We start from the raw sequence: 20,443 nt of genomic DNA on the forward strand, positions 1-20,443 counted from the left end.
TACCTACATACTTTGAGCCAAAACGTTCCTTTGCGCTCTTTTTTGAGGTGCCCAGTAAACTAAGTAGGAAGCAAAAAATGTTCTATCAAAAGACACAGGAAAAAGACAATTGTGGGTTTGGATTGATCGCGCATATTGAAGGGCAAGCCAGCCATAAGATTGTCAGAAATGCCATACATGGTCTCGCCAGAATGCAACATCGTGGCGCTATTCTTTCTGATGGTAAAACTGGCGATGGTTGCGGATTACTCTTACAAAAACCAGAACGTTTTTTCCAATTAGTTGCACAAGAAAAAGGCTGGCATTTAGCAAAAAATTACGCAGTAGGGATGCTATTTTTAAGCCAAGATCCCAATATTGCCACACAATGCCGTCTCATTGTCGAAGAGGAACTACAACGTGAAACGCTTTCTATTGTTGGGTGGCGTAAAGTTCCTATCAACACAGATATTCTAGGCAGCATTGCCCTTTCTTCGCTTCCTTTAATCGAACAAGTCTTTGTTAATGCCCCTGCAGGCTGGCGGATAAGTGATATTGAAAGACGGCTCTTTATTACCCGTAGACGAATTGAAAAGCGTATCACTGACAGTGATTTTTATATTTGTAGCCTTTCCAATTTGGTGACGGTTTATAAAGGCCTTTGTATGGCCATCGATTTACCGCGTTTTTTTACCGACCTCGCTGATCTACGCATGGAATCTTCAATTTGCTTATTCCACCAGCGTTTTTCCACTAATACCACACCAAGATGGCCACTCGCCCAACCTTTTCGTTATTTAGCACATAACGGCGAAATTAATACCATCACAGGTAATCGCCAATGGGCCAGAGCCCGCGCCTATAAATTTCATACCCCACTTATTCCTGATCTACAAAGTGCCGCTCCTTTTGTGAATGAAAGTGGCTCAGATTCAAGTTCACTCGACAATATGCTAGAGCTTTTTCTCAATGGTGGTATGGATATTGTTCGTTCTATGCGATTACTCGTTCCTCCTGCGTGGCAAAATAATCCTCAAATGGACGATGATTTGCGGGCATTTTTTGATTTTAACTCAATGCACATGGAGCCTTGGGATGGTCCGGCTGGTATTGTGTTATCAGATGGCCGTTATGCAGCTTGTACTCTTGATAGAAACGGTTTACGCCCCGCTCGCTATGTGATCACCACAGATAACATCATTACTTGTGCTTCTGAAATTGGTATTTGGGATTATCAGCCTGATGAAGTACGAGAAAAAGGACGTGTTGGCCCCGGTGAACTAATGGTAATTGATACTCATAATGGACGTATTTTACACTCAGCTGAAACCGATGAAGATTTAAAAAGGCGTCATCCTTATAAATTGTGGCTTGAACGTAACGTTAAGCGTTTAACACCATTTGAAGCACTACCAGAACAACAAGCAACTGGCCAACGAGCCTTTGATGACACATTATTAGCAACGTATCAAAAACAATTTGCATATAGCCAAGAAGAGCTAGAAAACATTTTGCATGTACTTGCAGAAAATGGACAAGAAGCCACAGGTTCAATGGGTGATGACACTCCATTTGCAGTGTTATCTCAACGTCCACGTCTTATTTATGACTATTTTAGACAGAAGTTTGCACAGGTCACGAATCCACCAATAGACTCATTAAGAGAAGCTCATGTCATGTCTTTAGCGACATGTATTGGACGTGAAATGAATGTGTTCTGCGAAGCTGAAGGCCAAGCTCATCGGCTCAGTTTTAAATCCCCTATTTTACTCTATAGCGATTTTCAACAACTTATTAATCAAGAAAGTCCCTATTACCGCGCTATTCATCTTGATATCACGTATCAACCAATAGGATCTAACCTAGAAACAGCTTTGCGCCAATTATGTGTAAAAGCACAACAGGAAGTCCGCAACGGTGCTGTTTTACTGATTTTATCAGATAGAAATATCGCTAAAGAGCGACTACCTATTCCTGCACCTATGGCGGTGGGTGCAGTACAAAAAGCATTAGTAGATAATAACTTACGCTGTGATGCCAATATTATTGTCGAAACTGCCAGTGCCCGTGATCCACACCATTTCGCCGTTTTACTCGGATTTGGTGCTACCGCGATCTACCCTTATCTTGCTTACGAATCTTTAGCTCAACGTGTTGATAAAAAAATCCTGCAAGGCTCTTATGCCCAAATGATGCTCAATTACCGTAATGGTATAAATAAAGGCCTGTATAAAATCATGTCTAAAATGGGCATTTCAACCGTCGCCTCTTACCGTTGCTCTCAACTTTTTGAAGCTGTCGGATTAAACGATAACGTTGTTAAGCTCTGTTTTGCAGGTGTTGATAATCGGATTAATGGCGCTGACTTTAGTGATTTTGAACATGACTTATTTAATCTATCAAAACGAGCCTGGTTAACTCGTTATCCTTTAGAAACAGGTGGATTATTAAAATATGCGCATAAAGGTGAATACCATGCCTACAACCCCGATGTCGTTCAAGCATTACAGAAAGCTGTAAATAGTGGGGAATATACTGACTATCAGCACTATGCAAACCTTGTGCAACAACGCCCAATAACAACATTACGCGATATGTTAGTGCTTAATAAAAAGGCAACAGCCATCTCAATTGAAGAAGTCGAGTCTGAAACCGAATTATTTAAACGCTTTGATACTGCGGCAATGTCAATTGGCGCATTAAGCCGAGAAGCTCATGAAGCCCTTGCAGAAGCGATGAATACCTTAGGTGGTTTTTCAAATTCAGGAGAAGGTGGCGAAGATCCAACACGTTACGGCACCAATAAAGTCTCACGGATCAAACAAATTGCTTCAGGCCGCTTTGGTGTGACCCCCTCTTATTTAATGAGTGCTGATGTTTTACAAATCAAAGTGGCACAAGGGGCAAAGCCGGGTGAAGGTGGACAACTTCCCGGTGATAAAGTGACACCTTATATTGCGCAACTGCGTTATGCTGTACCCGGTGTCACTCTAATATCACCCCCTCCTCATCACGATATCTACTCTATTGAAGATTTAGCTCAGCTTATTTTTGATTTAAAACAGATAAACCCAACGGCACTGATTTCTGTAAAATTGGTTTCAGAACCAGGTGTTGGCACTATTGCCACCGGTGTTGCCAAAGCTTATGCCGATTTGATCACTATTGCAGGTTATGACGGGGGGACAGGAGCAAGTCCACTAACCTCCGTAAAATATGCTGGAAGCCCGTGGGAATTAGGTTTGGTTGAAACACAACAAGCGCTAGTGTCAAATAATCTACGTCACAAAATTCGTTTACAAATCGATGGTGGATTAAAAACAGGTTTAGATATCATTAAAGCGGCAATCTTAGGCGCGGAGAGTTTTGGGTTTGGTACAGGCCCCATGGTGGCACTAGGCTGTAAATATTTGCGTATTTGTCATTTAAATAATTGCGCAATGGGTGTTGCAACCCAAGATGAAACTCTCCGCCGTAATCATTATCACGGATTACCAGAACGCGTTATTAACTACTTCCGTTTTATTGCGCAAGAAACTCGTGAATTAATGGCCTTACTCGGTGTTAGAAAAATCACGGATTTAATTGGTCGAACCGACCTGCTTTCATGCCTTGAAGGCGTTAGCAGTAAGCAACAAAAACTCTCCTTAGGTGGATTGTTAGAAACCGCAACGTCACCATCAGGTTATGCGCTTTATTGTCAGGAAAACAATAATACTTATGATAAGGGCGAATTAAACCAACGCATTGTTATTCAAACCATTCAAGCAGTTGAGCAGCAAAAAAGTCAAACGTATTATTTTGATATTCGTAATACTGACCGTTCTGTTGGCGCAACATTATCTGGCATTATTGCTAAGAAATATGGCGAAAGTGGCCTATCTGCAACCCCGATTAAACTTCATTTTACAGGAACAGCTGGCCAAAGTTTTGGCGTCTGGAATGCTCAAGGTGTTGAATTAACCTTAGTAGGCGATGCCAATGATTATGTAGGAAAAGGCATGGCGGGAGGACGTATTATTATTTCCCCTCCTGTTGGCTCTGCCTTTAAAAATCATCACGCCACGATTATGGGTAATACCTGTCTTTATGGCGCTACAGGTGGAAAACTTTATGCGTCAGGTTTAGCTGGCGAGCGTTTTGCAGTGAGAAACTCTGGTGCAATTGCAGTGGTTGAAGGTGTCGGCGATAACGGTTGTGAATATATGACGGGGGGTATTGTCTGCATTCTGGGCAAAACCGGTATTAACTTTGGCGCAGGAATGACAGGTGGATTTGCCTATCTGTTAGATGAAGATTCAACATTATCACAACGGATCAATACTTCATCTATTGAGTTGCTTCCTGTTGCATCCTTTGCCATTCTCGCTGAACATTTACGAGGCATGATTGCAGAACATGTAAGATTAACAAGCTCACAGCAAGGCGAAATGTTACTTTCACAGTGGGAATATTGGTCACAACACTTTAAATTAGTTAAGCCCAAATCCAGTGATGTCAATGCGTTACTTGGTCATCCTCGCCGTTCATCTGCTGAATTACGCGTTCAGGCACAATAGGAGAATATTATGAGTCAGAATGTGTATCAGTTTATCGACTTAAATCGTATTGAACCGACCAAAAAACCATTAGCTATTCGCAAAATTGAATTTGTTGAAATATATGAAGCTTTTTCACCGCAACAAGCCACTGCACAAGCTGATCGCTGTTTAGGTTGTGGTAATCCATATTGTGAATGGAAATGCCCTGTTCATAATTACATCCCGAACTGGCTAAAGCTTGCAAATGAAGGGCGCATTATTGAAGCCGCTGAGCTTTCTCATCAAACAAACAGTTTGCCGGAAATTTGTGGTCGTGTTTGCCCTCAAGATAGGCTTTGTGAAGGCGCCTGTACACTCAATGATGATTTTGGTGCCGTTACAATTGGCAATATTGAACGTTATATCAACGACACCGCTTTAGCACAAGGATGGCGTCCCGATCTTTCTCAGGTAACAATGACCGATAAAAAAGTCGCAATTATCGGTGCAGGCCCTGCGGGTCTTGCCTGTGCAGATGTTCTTATTCGACAAGGTGTAAAACCTGTTGTTTATGATAAGCACCCTGAAATTGGTGGCTTACTTACATTTGGTATCCCTTCTTTTAAACTCGAAAAGTCGCTGATGATCCGACGTCGTGAGCTATTTAGTGAAATGGGTATTGAATTTTGCCTTAATACTGAAGTTGGTAAAGATATCACTCTAGATACTCTTATTACGCAATATGATGCTGTTTTTCTTGGATTAGGTACTTATCACAGTCTAAGTGGTCATTTTTCTAATGAAAAGGCAGAGGGAGTTTATAGCGCACTGCCTTATTTAATTGGTAATACTCGTTATTTAATGGGGTATAACGAAGATCCTCAAACACCTTATATTGACCTTAAAGATAAAAATGTTGTGGTATTAGGTGGGGGTGATACTGCAATGGATTGTGTTCGCACAGCCATTCGACAAGAAGCGAATAAAGTTACCTGTGTCTATCGCCGTGATGAAAACAATATGCCAGGTTCTAAACGTGAAGTGAAAAATGCCAAAGAAGAAGGAGGTGAATTTTTATTTAATCTCCAACCTATGGATATTGAAGTCGATAATCAAAATAAAGTGGTTGGTATTCGCGTTATAAAAACTAAAAATGATAAAACATTAATTCCTATTGAAGGTAGTGAACATGAATTACCTGCCGATGCTGTTATTCTCGCATTTGGCTTTAAACCTGCACATTATCCGTGGTTAGATGAAAATAATATTGAATATACATCTTCAGGGCGAATTATTATTTCAAACAATCAAGAAATACCAAATCAAACAACAAATCCTAAAGTATTTGCAGGGGGAGATATTGTTCGAGGCTCTGATCTTGTAGTGACAGCAATAGCTGAGGGAAGAGAGGCAGCAGAAGGCATTTTGCAGTATTTATCCTGTTAAATATCGTTTATTTTTGATATTTAAAATAACAATTTCTCTTGCTAATTATCCCATTTAATTTAAGTGGGATAATTTTATTAATGTTTTATTACTATAAATAATATTTAAGGATCATAAAAATATCCCATCAAATAATCATTCTCATTACCATTTAATATAAATTATTAAATAATATTTTGATAAAAACAGATATTATTTTTTGTATCAAAATAACACTCTTAACCTATAGTAAATATAATTTCTTTTCGTATTTTTTACTTTATCTCTTTTTATTTAACTTTTCCGTCATCTTTTAATGGTAATTGTTTTACAGCATTTGTTAATAACATCACAGTCTAAAAAAATAGATTTTATTTCGGCTACTAAATTTGATAACAATCAAATATTGTCAACCTACCAACTTCATAATGGAGTCACCTAATAACTTTACAGAAAAATATAATTTATTGATGTTAGGTTCGTTTTCACAATTAATAGTATTGTCATAATTAACTAGGGGATCACTATGGTGATGCAACTGATAGCAGTAGCCGTTATTATTGTAACTGTCTATTTGCTAATAAAAAAATATGAAACCCGAATGGTGCTTATTGGTGCGGGCTTATTACTCTGTATTTTAAGCCTATCCCCATTAGATGCGTTTACCGCATTTAGTGAGCGCATGGTGTCTTCATCATTAATTCAAGCAATCTGTGCGAGTATGGGTTTTGCTTATGTTATGAAATACACCAAATGTGATATGCATCTGGTGCACGTATTATCAAAAGTAATGACTCGTCTTGGTTTCTTCCTTATTCCAGCAACAGTTATTGTCACTTATTTCATTAATATCGCAATCCCTTCAGCAGCAGGTTGTGCTGCGGCGGTAGGCGCGACATTAATCCCATTATTAATCGCAGCCCGTATTCACCCAGCTATCGCTGGTGGTGCCGTGTTATGTGGTACTATCGGTTCAATGTTAAGCCCAGGTATGTCGCATAATGCCTTCGTTGCTAACATGGCTAATATGGAAGTGGTTGACTTAATTGCTCGCCATAGCCCATACAGCTTAATGGCTGGTGGTATTGCTGCGGTTTCACTCGCTGTTGTCGCTTTAGTGAAAAAAGAGTTCAAAATGGCTTCTGTTACTGGTGATGCATCTTCTTCATCAGCGCAGGCAACTCCAGAAGCTATTCGCCCGAACTATTTATACGCAACAGCACCTTTCATTCCATTAATCCTGTTGATCCTGCCATTCTTTGAAACTTTCAGTACATTTAAACTGTCAGTACCAGCAGCAATGTTAATTGGTTCTATCTATGCCCTGTTCATCACATTAACGAACCCTGCTCAAATTACTAAAGAGTTCTTTAAAGGTATGGGTAATGCTTATGGTGATGTATTAGGTATCATCATTGCAGCAGCCGTATTCGCAGCAGGTCTGAAAGCATCTGGTTTAATCGATGCGTTCATCAACTTCTTAACTCACTCTCCTGAATTTGCTCGTTGGGGTGGTACTTTAGGGCCATTCTTAATGGGTATTATCACAGGTTCTGGTGACGCAGCAGCATTCGCATTCAACGAAACAGTAACACCTCATGCTGCACAATTTGGTTATGAAATCCCAGACATGGGTATGGCCGCAGCGTTATCTGGCGCATTAGGTCGTACAATGTCACCACTGGCAGGAGCAGCGATTGTTTGTGCTGGCCTTGCAAATGTTAACCCTATGGAAATCGCAAAACGTACTGCACCAGGTATGATTATCGGCGTCATCGCTGTTGCGTTATTCATGTTATAAGTGGAGAAATGAATATGTCAGCAATTACACTAGAAAAATTAATAAAATGGCGTCGTGAGTTTCACCAATACCCAGAAATTGGCTGGTCAGAATTTTTAACCACAGCGAAAATCGTCAAAGAATTACGTAGCTTAGGTTTAGAAGTTAAAGTTGGCCCAGACGTTATCAATCAAGAGTTTGCTTTTGGTCGCCGTCGTCAAGTTGTTGAAAAAGGCCTAGCGGTTGCAAGAGAGCATAAAGTTGATGAAGCCCTACTTGACGAAATGAAAGAACTAACAGGTTGTGTGGCTATCTTTGATAGTGGCAAAGCAGGTCCAACCGTAGCGCTGCGTTTTGATATCGACTGTGTAGGTGTTAACGAAGCAACAGAAGCCAAACATCGTCCTCATGCTGAGAACTTTGCTTCTTGCCATGCTGGCGAAATGCACGCTTGTGGTCACGATGGACACATTTCTATCGGTTTAGGTGTTGCTCACTGGTTAGTTGAAAATAAAGATAAAGTTGTTGGTAAAGTTAAAATCTTATTCCAACCAGCTGAAGAAGGTGTTCGTGGTGCTCGTGCGATGGCTGAAAGTGGTATCGCAGATGATGCCGATTACTTTTTAGGTGCGCACTTAGGCTTTATCGCAAATAGTGGTGAAATTGTTATTAACCCAACACATTTCTTATGTACTACTAAATATGACTTCCGTTTTAAAGGTGCGCCATCTCACGCAGGTGCAGAACCAGAATTAGGTCGTAATGCGTTAGCTGGTGCTTGCCACGCAGCAACACAAATGCTGGGTATTTCTCGCCATGGTAAAGGGATGTCACGTATCAACATCGGTGTATTAAAAGCCGGTGAAGGCCGTAATGTCACCCCAGCTAATGCTGAAATGCAAATTGAAGTTCGCGGTGAAAATGAAGAGATCAACAGTTTTATGGCTGCCAATGCAGTACGTATGGCTGAAGGCGCAGCGCATAGCTTCCAGTTAGAAATGGAAAGCGAAATTATGGGTGAAGCCGTTGACCTCACAAATGACCAAGAACTCATTGATGTCATGACCAAAGTCGTTGGTAAACATGCAGAGTTAACCGCAGTTGCCACTCGCCCATTCGGGGGAAGTGAAGATGCGACTGTATTAGCAAAACGCGTACAACGTTGTGGTGGTAAATCACTGTATTTCGTTGTTGGTGCCGATAGAACTGCGGGTCACCACCAAGCAGGCTTTGATTTCGATGAAAAACAATTAATGACCGCGGTTGATCTTTACACTGGTTGTTTAGAAGAACTGCTGAAATAGTTTTGTGATACAATTTAATAAAGCGCTCTATATTTCTATAGAGCGCTTTTTTTTGGTGCGACAATCAAAGCACTACGCACCACACTCGGCGCTCCACAAAAAAAGCCCAGTTTATTTAAACTGGGCTTTCTATTCATACAAATAAGATGATCTCTTACTTCACAACACGTAATGACGGGCGGCCTGTTGGGCGAGGTGGCTCAGGATCATCATCCGGTGAAGATGTATCGGTTTCTACCGTACCATCAGTGACAAGCGATAAGCCTTCATTAACAGGCGTTAAAGTATTTTCTTCACTTTCATCTTCAGCAAACTGTAATGATGCACCAGATTCATAGGCAGGTTCTGGCTCAAACATCATTCCCGCACCGTTTTCTCTCGCATAAATAGCCATAACAGCAGCCATAGGCACTCGCACTTTACGAGGTATGCCACCAAAACTTGCACTAAATAAAACCTGATACAGCGTTAACTCAAGGTCATCAACAGCACGAGAGGCAATATTTAGTACAATTTGACCATCATGTGCGTATTCCATAGGAACTTGAACACCGACGATATTCACATCAACAACTAAATGTGGTGTTAACTCGTTTTCGACGATCCAGTCATAATACGCACGTAATAAATGCGGACGACGCGGAGACATATCCATGATCTCCATACTTCATTACCCTCTTGAAGGTAAGCGCATTTCACGCTCTGCTTCGGTTAATGAGGCGAGGAAAGAATCACGCTCAAAAACACGTTGCATATAAATTTGTACATCTTTAGCACCAGCACCGCTTAAATCCACGCCTAATACTGGTAAACGCCATAGAAGCGGAGCTAAGTAGCAATCTACTAAGCTGAATTCTTCACTCATAAAGTAAGGATATTCTTTAAACACAGGCGATACAGCCAGTAGCTCTTCAGCTAACTGTTTACGAGCTGCATTGGCTTGTTGTTCTGTTCCTTTCTCAATGGTGTTCATTAAAGAATACCAATCATGCTCGATGCGATGCATCATTAAACGGCTGCTACCACGAGCAACTGGATAAACCGGCATTAAAGGAGGATGAGGGAAGCGCTCATCAAGGTATTCCATGATGATACGTGAATCATACAGAGTCAGCTCACGATCGACCAAAGTCGGTACACTTTGGTAAGGGTTCAGATCGATAAGATCCTGTGGAAGATTACCAGCTTCAACCTGTTCAATTTCAACACTGACACCTTTCTCCGCTAGGACAATTCTGACCTGATGGCTGAAAATATCAGTCGGACCGGAAAACAAAGTCATTACCGAACGTTTGTTGGCAGCGACAGCCATGAAAACCTCCAAGTTAATCAATTAAAGAAATGAATTGGCACAATACCTTTTCCATTTCCCCATTCCTAAAAGACAAGCACATAAACGCAGTTAACTTAAATAAATATCTAAGTTATTAACTACATTGGGTAACTACCTGTATAAAAAGTGTTATCGCGGGATAATCTTATTCTACAGGGTTAAAAACTCACCTGTCTTTGCGGCACATATCATTATCAAGTAATACCAAAATAATCATTCAACAATCATTATTGTCATAATAATTTTGGTATTGCTTTAAAATGAATAACAGACACTATCGTTGATACACCATCGGCAACATTGTGAAATTAGAGTAAGAAAGACACCGAAGCCCGTTATTCTACCAGAATTCATGTTACTTAGGGGGGCTTATGCAAATAATTCAATATAATATGCTAGGTTACTTTAAAAGTAAGATTATAATATCAAAAAACAAATATATATAGAATAAACATCCAAAAAATAGGTTTTTTAATCGCTCAGTTATCTTACATATAGCCTATTTTCGTGGCCATTGTCTCAATACATTAGCAAGATTATGTTTTTATTATCAATAAACACAAATTAATCAGAAATAAAAAACCCGCCTGTGAAGACGGGTTTTCAACATCAAATTGATATCTAAAAGATAACAAATTAACGTTTAGAGAACTGTGGACGACGACGTGCTTTACGCAGACCCACTTTCTTACGTTCAACAGAACGCGCATCACGGGTAACGAAACCAGCTTTACGCAGATCAGAACGTAGAGTCTCATCATATTCCATCAGTGCACGAGTGATACCGTGACGGATCGCGCCAGCTTGACCAGAGATACCACCACCTTTAACAGTGATGTATAAATCTAATTTACCCAGCATATCAACTAATTCCAGCGGTTGACGAACAACCATACGTGCTGTTTCGCGGCCGAAGTAAACTTCTAGGCTACGTTTGTTGATTACGATATTACCGCTACCTGGCTTAATGAAGACACGTGCGGAAGAACTTTTGCGGCGACCTGTGCCGTAGTATTGATTATCAGCCATTGCCTATTATCCCGATTAAATGTCCAGAACTTGCGGTTGTTGTGCCGCGTGGTTGTGCTCAGATCCTGCGTAAACTTTCAGTTTACGATACATCGCACGACCCAGTGGCCCTTTTGGCAGCATGCCTTTTACCGCGATTTCGATTACACGCTCAGGACTACGGGCGATCATCTCTTCGAAAGTCGCTTGTTTGATACCACCTACGTGACCCGTATGACGGTAATAAACTTTGTCAGTACGTTTGTGACCAGTTACGGCTACTTTCTCAGCGTTTAAAACGATGATGTAGTCACCAGTATCAACGTGCGGAGTATATTCCGCTTTGTGCTTACCGCGTAAACGGCTAGCAATTTCAGTTGCTAAACGGCCTAAAGTTTTGCCGTCTGCATCAACAACATACCAGTCGCGTTTTACGGTTTCTGGTTTAGCTGTAAAAGTTTTCATTATTGAAAATTACCCAATGTTTAGTTACACGTTGGTGAACGCTCGGTTCAAATACTATTGAGGTTCACACGACTCTTGTGTCCAGCAAACCTACCCCTTCGAGTAGCACTGCTGACTCTAAAATGCGAGTTTTTTGGGAAATAAAAAACTTGCTGCAACGTGGGGTCGCAAGATTATAGAGAAGTCAGAAAAAAAAATCGAGTCATAATTGAAAAACAATTGAATTCTTTTTCAATATTTCAGCGAAAAAAACGAATTTAGCACTTTTTTCTGATTTGACTGATAAATTCTTGCTACCTGAAGAGAAGAATTGTTCCTTTCCAGAGCGTTTGTAAGCTGCCTAATGCTTTCTATTTTCATATAAAAAAACATCAAGCAACTTAACCTGCGCCATCCTACCATAATGAAAGATGACTTTCTTCAAGAATTAAACATTAAGCGAGATGAGGTTGCACCAAATATTCTTCACTTTGCATCTCTTGTAGACGAGAAAGACAACGTTGATATTCAAACTGTAAAAAATCACCTTGGTAAATCGCATTCATTTCAACATCGGCATTAATAATCAGTTTCACTCTACGTTCATAAAACTCATCAACTAATGCTAAAAACCGACGAGCAACATCTTCATTTAACGCGTTCATTTGCGTCATTTCATATAATAAAACAGTGTGATAATGCTTAGAAAGTTCGATGTAATCAAGCTGGCTACGTGCTTCTACACATAAAGTTGTAAAATTAACTGCCAGCACACCATTAGCGACTTTTCTGACTTTCATCGGCCGATGGTTAATGGTTAAAGTAACATCGGCTTGTGGTTCAGTGGTTACTAAGTGAGAAAAAACTCTCTCCATTTCTTGACGGTTTTTATCACTTAATGGTGATAAAAAAAGATGTGCTTGTGTTAACGCTCTTAAACGATAATCAATACCTGCATCGACATTTAAAATGTCGCAATGATGTTTGATTTGTTCTATTGCGGGTAAAAAACGAGAGCGCTGTAATCCGTTGCGATAAAGCTCGTCAGGAGGAATATTCGATGTTGCGACCAGAGTGATCCCTCTAGCAAATAATGCTTCTAGTAACGTACCTAAAATCATGGCATCCGTAATATCAGAAACAAAAAACTCATCAAAACAAAGCACATCTGTTTGTGCTTTAAAGCCATCAGCAATAATTTCTAATGGATCCTCTTGTCCTTGTAAGCTTTTTAGCTCTTCTTGAACACGTAACATAAAACGATGAAAGTGGAGTCGCAACTTTCGCTCTGTTGGTAAACTTTGATAAAACATATCCATAAGCCATGTTTTACCTCGTCCCACTCCACCCCACATATACAAACCACGTTCTGGTGCAACAAGCTGTTTTTTTGTGCGAATTCGCCCGAATAATCGTTGTGTTAACGAATTTTTTTCTGGTGGAGTCTCTTTTAATAATGCATGGTATATCTGTTGAAGATGGAGAACAGTTTTTCGCTGAACATCATCAGGTTGATAATCACCTTGCGTCAATGCGGCTTCATAAAGTGATAATGGCGTACTAACAGTCATGAATGCCCTCTTATCCTTAATTTTCTGACATACTAGGTTGTGTCTGTCGAATGCCCCTATTATAAGCATTAAGAATTGTTTTAACATCAACGTAACACAGGAATTTCATATTAAGCTTAAGGATATTATTCCACCCATGCCTTTTAGCGGTTATGATGTTATAAGAATCCATCGTCCTCACTATTAGATGAAAAGGAGTTGCCATGGTTTGGGTTTATGCACTGATTGGATTAGTTGTAGGTCTTATTATCGGCGCACTTGCAATGCGTTACGGTAACAGCACCCTTCGCCAACAAGATGCTATAAAAGCAGAGTTAGATACAAAAAAAGAAGAACTGGACACTTATCGCAATGAGCTTGTCAGCCACTTTGCTAGAAGCGCTGAACTATTAGATAACATGGCGAGAGATTACCGTCAGCTTTACCAACATATGGCAAAAAGCTCTAATGAGCTCATGCCAGACATGCCTGCTCAAGATAATCCATTTAATTACCGATTAAGTGAATCTGAAGCGGCAAATGATCAATCTCCAATAAAAATGCCACCTCGTGATTACTCCGAAGGAGCATCTGGGTTGTTCAGACCTACAGAGAAAAAAGACAATTAATATTAAAACGCCACATTTATTGTGGCGTTTTTCTTTCTATTAAATACCATAAAATGGTAATTATTTGCTATGGTTTTAAAGATAGCTTTTGTCTTGTAAATCCGTGTAAAAGGAAGCAAAGTGCATCATGTCTTAATGAACTTTCCTTTGTTAGTACAGGTCTTAATGACATCGTGCTCATTTTGAGCAATAAATTTTATTTTGATAACTGTATCAAGAGACTCTAATTCATGTTGACTAAAAAAAGAAAATTATTACTTAGTGCATTAGCAATGAGTGTCGGGCTTTCACTCTCAACTATCCCAGCAACCAGCATGGCTGCATTACCTGCGGTTATGCCATCGGGAGAACAACTCCCAAGCCTTGCACCTATGTTAGAAAAAGTGCTACCAGCCGTTGTCAGTGTGCATGTTTCAGGAACACGAGTACAAAGCCAACAAGTGCCTGAAGAGTTTAAATTTTTCTTTGGTCCTAATTTTCCATCACAACAACAGAGTATTCGCCCTTTTGAAGGCTTAGGCTCAGGCGTCATTATTGATGCACAAAAAGGCTATGTATTAACCAATAATCATGTTGTTGATGGTGCAGATAAAATTCAACTGCAAATTAATGATGGTCGTGAATTTAGCGCCAAATTAATTGGTAGTGATCCACAAACAGATATTGCCTTACTGCAAATTGAAAAACCAACAAATTTAACAGCAATAAAAATGGCAGACTCAGACCAACTACGCGTTGGTGACTTTGCTGTTGCAGTGGGTAACCCATTTGGTTTAGGTCAAACCGCAACATCCGGTATTATTTCTGCATTAGGCCGTAGTGGCTTAAACCTTGAAGGTTTAGAGAACTTTATTCAAACAGATGCTTCTATCAATCGTGGTAACTCTGGTGGCGCATTAGTTAACTTAAATGGTGAGTTAATCGGAATTAACACCGCTATTTTAGCACCGGGGGGCGGCAATATCGGTATCGGCTTTGCTATCCCAAGTAATATGGCACGAGATCTTAGCCAACAACTGATTTCTCATGGCGAAGTTAAACGAGGCATCTTAGGTATTCGTGGTACAGAAATGAATTCTGATCTGGCGAAATCCTTTAATATTGATGCACAACGTGGTGCTTTTGTCAGCGAAGTTTTACCTGATTCATCTGCAGCAAAAGCAGGTATTAAACCGGGTGACGTTTTAATTTCTGTTGATGGAAAACGTATCAATAGTTTTGCAGAGTTACGAGCTAAGGTCGGTACAACACCTCCAGGTAAAGAAATTCTGATTGGCTTAATCCGTCAAGGTAAACCAATGGATGTTAAAGTGACATTAGAGAAACAATCGGCAGATGCAACACGCGCAGATAACTTCTCTCCTGCACTACAAGGTGCCACATTAAGCAACTACTTAAATAAACAAGTCAAAGCTGTTGCTGTGGATTCTGTAGAGAAAGATTCAGCAGCCGCTGCATCTGGTTTACAGAAAGGCGACCTGATTATCGGTATCAATAATACACCAATAGCATCATTAGGCGATTTACGTAAAGCCATTGATGCTAAACCACCTGTTCTTGCATTAAACATACAGCGTGGTAATGATGAAATTTACCTACTGTTACGTAATACACCGCGCTAAGAAGTAAGCTTTAACCTATCTAATTTATTGATTTCCTTAGCCCTGTAATATTGATTATAGGGCTTTTTTTTATGTTAATTTTTGATAAGACTCATTAGCTTAAAAGAGGATATTATGCACTGATCTATGCTTTCATAAGTTAAACTATGCTATTCTCATCACTTCTACGCAAATAATCTCACGGTCAGACATAAATACGGGATTTTTATGTTAACTAAGTTACTGCGATCGACACTGATTGGCCTTTTAACAGCAGCAATTCTTTTGATTGCAGTCCCTTCGATCCGTCCTATTTTTATTGAACACCTAATTAATGGTGATTTTCTTAATGCTCCTTTTAGCTACAACACGGCAGTACGACGTGCAGCACCTGCTGTCGTCAATGTTTATAGCAGTACCATGGGAAGCTTTTCTCAAGAAGGTCGCGAGCTGACCTCTTTAGGTGCGGGCGTTATTATGGATGGGCGAGGTTATATTCTAACAAATCAACATGTTATTAATAATGCTGATCAGATTATTGTTGCATTACAAAATGGTGATCTTTATGAAGGCTTACTTGTTGGTTCTGATCCTTTGACTGATTTAGCCGTTTTAAAAATTGATGCTGATAAGCTTCCGACGATCCCCATTAATAGCAAACGGATCTCACATGTAGGGGATGTTGTACTTGCTATTGGTAACCCATTTAATATTGGGCAAACCATTACTCAAGGGATAATTAGTGCAACAGGCCGCGTGGGATTAAGTCCAACACGTTACCAAAACTTTCTACAAACAGATGCCTCAATTAATGAAGGCAACTCAGGTGGAGCACTTATTAATACAGAGGGTGAACTGGTGGGTATTAATACCATGACGTTTGACTCAGGAACCTACAATGGGTATCGCCCAAGTGCTGAAGGTCTAGGCTTTGCTATTCCAACTGAACTGGCTGTAAAAATCATGAATAAACTTATTCGTGATGGTCGTGTCATTCGCGGTTTTATCGGTATCACAGCCAAAGAACTACCAAGAATTCGCTCGTCAAATACTGATATTAAACAAATCCAAGGGCTACGTATTTTCCGGATCTCACCAAACAGTCCAGCAGATAAAGCAGGCATAAAAACAGGTGATATTATACTTAGCATCAACCATGCTCCTGCCACTTCTGCCATGGAAATGATGGACTATATTGCAGAGACTCGCCCCGGCACAGTATTACCCGTTACGTTATTACGTGAGGGTAATGAGCTCAATGTTGATGTGACTATTTCTGAATACCAACCAGAATCGTAACTCACATGAAATCTTCCTATTACCAACTAATAGGGAGATTTCATATAAAACGTCGCACTTTGTAAGCAATTTTCTTGAAAGTTTTCTGTATTACGATAATTCTCTAACGTGCTGTGATTACAACCGCTATATTCTCCTTCTTTAGTGCCATCATTTTGCCAACCACAAACTGGGCAGATCTCAAAAAATGCCTCATTTTTATCTTTAAAGACAAAATAATGACAAGCGACACAACTCACTTCAAGAGGAAGGTGACAACTGCGTTTCTCTATCAAAGTAATCTCCTATTACAATAACGAATAAAGTGAAATTTTATTCATTTTTATTCGGTTTACTCGCTAGTGAATTATGTTCAACAGCATGCCAAATTTTTTCCGCTTTTCGTCCAATTAGAATCAATGAAATAGCTAGGATAAAGAAGAAAATAGCACTATGTAAGCTATCCCAGAAATATTCAAAAAAACGAGTGTAAAGATTAATACCTAGGAATGTCAGGCCAAAGCCTCTTAACATGCCATCATCGGTTTTAAGACTGATATAGATACAAATAACGGAAACAACACCAAATAACAGTGCCCAAGGTAACAAATTCGCACTTGAAGTACGATACCAAGTATCAGGATCGTAATTGCCGAAAATAGACATTATCCATAACGCAATAAAAAGATAAGTAAGTCCCATTATTTTTGTCATAGTAAATAAACGACGGTGTAACAACACATTCTGTAAGAAATAACAGCCTGCTAATAACACTGCGCCAAAGAGAACAAATCGGATAGGATAGTTCATCCCTAACCAATAAGCGCCCCAACCTGACATATAACCTGTCTCAGCGCCAAACCAATTCCCTAACATCAATAAGAAAAATAACCACACCAATGATGAACGACTGATAAAACCAATCACACCATAAATCACACAACCAATTAAAAAGAGAGGTGCAATATGGCCACTTCCTGTATCCAGTAACTCACCGAGTTGCCAAAGAAAAATAGCGGTAAACATTACACCTAAAAAAAGAATAAATTCGGTACTATAGTGCCATTGTGTTTCTTTTCGCTGACGTTTAAATCCCCAAAGATAAAGTATGCAGGCAATAAGTGCTGGAGATATCACGCGCATAATTTCAGAAACACTAAAAATTTCAATTAGATAATAAACTAATGCGCTGTCACTAAAGATACTGCCAACAGCAATAATCAAGCACACAATCGCTATCCAAAACGCGTAACGACTCAACCTTTTCCAATCAAAAGGGATGCGTTGCAATGTACTTCCTAGTTGCTGATGTTCTTGCTCTGAAATCTCACCAGATTGCCGCCATTTATCAAGCGCTTGGCGAATAAGATATTCTTGTTTCCTTGTTACCTGCATATTTGTTCCTTTCATTCAGCTCATAGCGTTTTTTCTAAAACGGGCCTATTTTTCTTACTGTATCTTGCCACGAAAGAAATACCTTATGAATTATCCTATTCTATTGAGAGTTCTATTGAAATAATGCGCAAAAAAAAACCATAGCACAACAATGCACTATGGTTTTAAATGGTTAAGAAAGATAACTAAAATAGATTAGTCATTAGCGCGTAAACGTTCTATTTTCGCCCCTAATCCTTGTAATTTAGCTTCAATATTTTCATACCCACGATCGATATGATAAATACGATCCACAATAGTGGTGCCTTCAGCGATACAGCCCGCAAGGACTAAACTTGCAGAAGCACGTAAATCAGTAGCCATCACTTGTGCGCCTGAAAGTTTTTCAACACCATGGCATAACACAGTATTACTTTCTATTTCAGCGTGAGCCCCCATGCGAATTAACTCAGGAATGTGCATAAAGCGATTTTCAAAAATGGTTTCTGTGATCATTCCTGCGCCTTCAGCAACTAAGTTTAAAAGGCTAAATTGTGCTTGCATATCAGTTGGGAAACCTGGATGTGGCGCTGTACGTAAGGTTACTGCTTTAGGGCGTTTACCATGCATATCAAGGCTTATCCAATCTTCACCCACTTCTATATCTGCACCCGCTTCACGTAATTTTGCCAACACAGCATCTAATGTATCTGGCTTTGCATTACGACAAACAACGCGACCACGAGAAACAGCGGCAGCAACTAAAAAAGTACCTGTTTCAATACGATCAGGTAGAATTTGATAAGTACCACCACCAAGGCGTTCTACACCTTCGATAGTAATACTGTCTGTACCTGCACCGCTGATTTTGGCGCCTAATGTATTAAGGAAGTTGGCAGTATCTTCAATTTCAGGCTCTCTTGCCGCATTCTCAATGATAGTTTTACCTTCGGCTAACACTGCTGCAGTCATAATAGTGATAGTGGCGCCCACACTCACTTTATCCATGACAATATGTGCGCCTTTTAAACGCCCATCAACACGAGCTTTTACATAACCTTCATCAAGAGTGATTTCAGCGCCTAATTGCTCTAAACCAGTAATATGAAGATCAACTGGACGAGCACCAATGGCACAACCACCGGGTAAAGAAACCTGACCTTGACCAAAACGCGCAACCAATGGCCCTAAAGCCCAAATAGACGCACGCATGGTTTTAACTAGCTCGTAAGGTGCACAGAATTCATTGATATTACGAGCATCAACGAAAACAGAGCCGTTACGTTCAACATTGGTTCCTAAGCGATTAAGTAATTTAATCGTTGTATCAATATCTTTTAACTTAGGAACATTGGTTAATTCTACTGGCTCTTCGGCAAGGATCGCAGCGAACAGGATTGGCAATGCAGCGTTTTTCGCGCCTGAAATAGTGACCTCACCTGATAAACAGGTTGGTCCTTGTACTCTAAATTTATCCATCTGTAGAACTCTCTTTTTTATTTTGCTGTACGCTGTATACCTACTGAATCAAAGCCCGTTAAGCTTACGATCCCTCTTCCACTCTTCAGGTGTGTAGGCTTTAATAGACAAAGCGTGAATACGGTTATCTGCGATATATTCCATCAAAGGGGCATAAATGGTTTGTTGCTGTTTTACTCTGCTCATTCCCTCAAACATAGCGCCAACAACGACAACTTGAAAATGACTACCATCACCGTTAACGATGACTTCATCTAAAGACAGGCTGCCCATTAATACTTGTTTGATTTCATTTGTATCCATAATTGCTCAATCTCAACGTTAAAATAATAATCAGTCGTCTATCCTAATGGAATCCGCCCTACTCTTAAACCATCAAAAACCCCCTTAATGATAAAAGTATCATGAAGGGGGCGTTTTAATCGCTTTTACTTAAAACCCGTATTAGGCAATATTCATAATTTCATCAAGATCATAGAGAGTAATGAGAGTCTGAAAACGCTCACTCACACCTTGAATAATAAATTGGCGATGTTGTGCTTCCATCTCTGCTTTTAGGTGAACAAAAAGCGCCAATCCTGTTGAATCAATATGACTCAATGCCGAAATATCAATAATATTGATATCTGCTAATAATGCTTTACGTTGTTGCCAAGCAGGTAATAACGTTTCGCGATCTAACGTTCCTTGAAAAAAAAGGATATCGCCCTTTTTTTCCCAATTTAACGAGGATGACATC

Annotated in this window: 17 protein-coding genes; 7 read left to right on the top strand and 10 right to left on the bottom strand. The window is 39.9% G+C overall.

The window, feature by feature from the left end:
• The first annotated feature begins 77 nt into the window (after positions 1-77).
• The 4 genes from gltB to ABN080_RS08530 all read left to right on the top strand — a co-directional run bounded on the left by gltB (position 78) and on the right by ABN080_RS08530 (position 9,008).
• Entirely contained in the window at positions 78-4,538 is a 4,461-nt protein-coding gene (gene gltB / locus ABN080_RS08515; protein ID WP_349440827.1) for a glutamate synthase large subunit, read from the top strand.
• Positions 4,539-4,547: 9 nt separating this feature from the next.
• Positions 4,548-5,945: a glutamate synthase small subunit GltD family protein gene (locus ABN080_RS08520; protein ID WP_349440828.1), complete on the top strand. Its 1,398-nt coding sequence runs from the start codon at positions 4,548-4,550 to the stop codon at positions 5,943-5,945.
• Positions 5,946-6,450: 505 nt separating this feature from the next.
• Positions 6,451-7,725, top strand: a complete 1,275-nt coding sequence (dcuC, locus tag ABN080_RS08525) for a C4-dicarboxylate transporter DcuC (RefSeq protein WP_072069754.1) — start codon at positions 6,451-6,453, stop codon at positions 7,723-7,725.
• Positions 7,726-7,739: 14 nt separating this feature from the next.
• Positions 7,740-9,008, top strand: coding sequence for an amidohydrolase (locus ABN080_RS08530; protein ID WP_349440829.1), 1,269 nt, complete (start codon positions 7,740-7,742; stop codon positions 9,006-9,008).
• A gap of 154 nt (positions 9,009-9,162) precedes the next feature.
• Here the strand turns inward: ABN080_RS08530 and sspB are convergent, their stop codons facing one another.
• The 5 genes from sspB to zapE form a co-directional block, all read right to left on the bottom strand.
• Positions 9,163-9,672, bottom strand: coding sequence for a ClpXP protease specificity-enhancing factor (sspB, locus tag ABN080_RS08535; protein ID WP_072069756.1), 510 nt, complete (start codon positions 9,670-9,672; stop codon positions 9,163-9,165).
• Between the two features lie 6 nt (positions 9,673-9,678).
• Positions 9,679-10,320, bottom strand: a complete 642-nt coding sequence (sspA, locus tag ABN080_RS08540) for a stringent starvation protein SspA (RefSeq protein WP_023582862.1) — start codon at positions 10,318-10,320, stop codon at positions 9,679-9,681.
• 657 nt (positions 10,321-10,977) lie between these two features.
• Entirely contained in the window at positions 10,978-11,370 is a 393-nt protein-coding gene (gene rpsI / locus ABN080_RS08545; protein ID WP_004245284.1) for a 30S ribosomal protein S9, read from the bottom strand.
• A 15-nt stretch (positions 11,371-11,385) separates the two neighbouring features.
• Positions 11,386-11,814, bottom strand: coding sequence for a 50S ribosomal protein L13 (rplM, locus tag ABN080_RS08550; protein WP_006535327.1), 429 nt, complete (start codon positions 11,812-11,814; stop codon positions 11,386-11,388).
• A gap of 434 nt (positions 11,815-12,248) precedes the next feature.
• Positions 12,249-13,364 (bottom strand): cell division protein ZapE, encoded by a 1,116-nt coding sequence (zapE, locus tag ABN080_RS08555; protein ID WP_349439256.1) that lies wholly within the window; start codon positions 13,362-13,364, stop codon positions 12,249-12,251.
• 203 nt (positions 13,365-13,567) lie between these two features.
• Between zapE and zapG the strand changes: the two genes are divergently transcribed.
• From zapG to degS, 3 genes are all read left to right on the top strand, one after another.
• On the top strand, positions 13,568-13,972 hold the full coding sequence (gene zapG / locus ABN080_RS08560; protein WP_109409272.1) for a Z-ring associated protein ZapG: 405 nt from the start codon (positions 13,568-13,570) through the stop codon (positions 13,970-13,972).
• Between the two features lie 230 nt (positions 13,973-14,202).
• Positions 14,203-15,594, top strand: coding sequence for a serine endoprotease DegQ (degQ, locus tag ABN080_RS08565; protein WP_166539197.1), 1,392 nt, complete (start codon positions 14,203-14,205; stop codon positions 15,592-15,594).
• A 207-nt stretch (positions 15,595-15,801) separates the two neighbouring features.
• On the top strand, positions 15,802-16,872 hold the full coding sequence (gene degS, locus ABN080_RS08570) for an outer membrane-stress sensor serine endopeptidase DegS (RefSeq protein WP_072069761.1): 1,071 nt from the start codon (positions 15,802-15,804) through the stop codon (positions 16,870-16,872).
• Between the two features lie 26 nt (positions 16,873-16,898).
• Here degS and ABN080_RS08575 read toward each other — a convergent pair whose 3' ends face one another.
• The 5 genes from ABN080_RS08575 to mlaB form a co-directional block, all read right to left on the bottom strand.
• Entirely contained in the window at positions 16,899-17,147 is a 249-nt protein-coding gene (locus ABN080_RS08575) for a CPCC family cysteine-rich protein (protein WP_349439257.1), read from the bottom strand.
• A 37-nt stretch (positions 17,148-17,184) separates the two neighbouring features.
• The gene (locus tag ABN080_RS08580) at positions 17,185-18,246 is read right to left on the bottom strand and encodes a DUF2157 domain-containing protein (RefSeq protein ID WP_196554789.1); all 1,062 of its coding nucleotides are present in this window, start codon (positions 18,244-18,246) and stop codon (positions 17,185-17,187) included.
• A gap of 195 nt (positions 18,247-18,441) precedes the next feature.
• On the bottom strand, positions 18,442-19,704 hold the full coding sequence (murA, locus tag ABN080_RS08585; protein ID WP_109409265.1) for a UDP-N-acetylglucosamine 1-carboxyvinyltransferase: 1,263 nt from the start codon (positions 19,702-19,704) through the stop codon (positions 18,442-18,444).
• Positions 19,705-19,752: 48 nt separating this feature from the next.
• A complete protein-coding gene (ibaG, locus tag ABN080_RS08590) occupies positions 19,753-20,007 on the bottom strand; it encodes a BolA family iron metabolism protein IbaG (protein ID WP_072069765.1) in 255 nt (84 codons plus the stop codon).
• 141 nt (positions 20,008-20,148) lie between these two features.
• Positions 20,149-20,442: a lipid asymmetry maintenance protein MlaB gene (gene mlaB / locus ABN080_RS08595; RefSeq protein WP_072069766.1), complete on the bottom strand. Its 294-nt coding sequence runs from the start codon at positions 20,440-20,442 to the stop codon at positions 20,149-20,151.
• Between the last annotated feature and the right edge of the window lies 1 nt (position 20,443).

It is taken from the genome of Proteus sp. fly-1089, assembly GCF_040138965.1.
In the GTDB taxonomy this organism is placed as follows: Bacteria; Pseudomonadota; Gammaproteobacteria; order Enterobacterales; family Enterobacteriaceae; genus Proteus; species Proteus vulgaris_B.

Bases quoted from the DNA above. Each gene is read 5' to 3' on its own strand.
- sspA (WP_023582862.1), bottom strand. From the start codon at position 10,320: ATGGCTGTCGCTGCCAACAAACGTTCGGTAATGACTTTGTTTTCCGGT.
- ABN080_RS08520 (WP_349440828.1), top strand. From the start codon at position 4,548: ATGAGTCAGAATGTGTATCAGTTTATCGACTTAAATCGTATTGAACCG.
- degS (WP_072069761.1), top strand. From the start codon at position 15,802: ATGTTAACTAAGTTACTGCGATCGACACTGATTGGCCTTTTAACAGCA.
- ABN080_RS08580 (WP_196554789.1), bottom strand. From the start codon at position 18,246: ATGCAGGTAACAAGGAAACAAGAATATCTTATTCGCCAAGCGCTTGAT.
- sspB (WP_072069756.1), bottom strand. From the start codon at position 9,672: ATGGAGATCATGGATATGTCTCCGCGTCGTCCGCATTTATTACGTGCG.
- mlaB (WP_072069766.1), bottom strand. From the start codon at position 20,442: ATGTCATCCTCGTTAAATTGGGAAAAAAAGGGCGATATCCTTTTTTTT.
- zapE (WP_349439256.1), bottom strand. From the start codon at position 13,364: ATGACTGTTAGTACGCCATTATCACTTTATGAAGCCGCATTGACGCAA.
- zapG (WP_109409272.1), top strand. From the start codon at position 13,568: ATGGTTTGGGTTTATGCACTGATTGGATTAGTTGTAGGTCTTATTATC.
- rplM (WP_006535327.1), bottom strand. From the start codon at position 11,814: ATGAAAACTTTTACAGCTAAACCAGAAACCGTAAAACGCGACTGGTAT.
- dcuC (WP_072069754.1), top strand. From the start codon at position 6,451: ATGGTGATGCAACTGATAGCAGTAGCCGTTATTATTGTAACTGTCTAT.
- ABN080_RS08530 (WP_349440829.1), top strand. From the start codon at position 7,740: ATGTCAGCAATTACACTAGAAAAATTAATAAAATGGCGTCGTGAGTTT.
- rpsI (WP_004245284.1), bottom strand. From the start codon at position 11,370: ATGGCTGATAATCAATACTACGGCACAGGTCGCCGCAAAAGTTCTTCC.
- degQ (WP_166539197.1), top strand. From the start codon at position 14,203: ATGTTGACTAAAAAAAGAAAATTATTACTTAGTGCATTAGCAATGAGT.
- ibaG (WP_072069765.1), bottom strand. From the start codon at position 20,007: ATGGATACAAATGAAATCAAACAAGTATTAATGGGCAGCCTGTCTTTA.
- gltB (WP_349440827.1), top strand. From the start codon at position 78: ATGTTCTATCAAAAGACACAGGAAAAAGACAATTGTGGGTTTGGATTG.
- murA (WP_109409265.1), bottom strand. From the start codon at position 19,704: ATGGATAAATTTAGAGTACAAGGACCAACCTGTTTATCAGGTGAGGTC.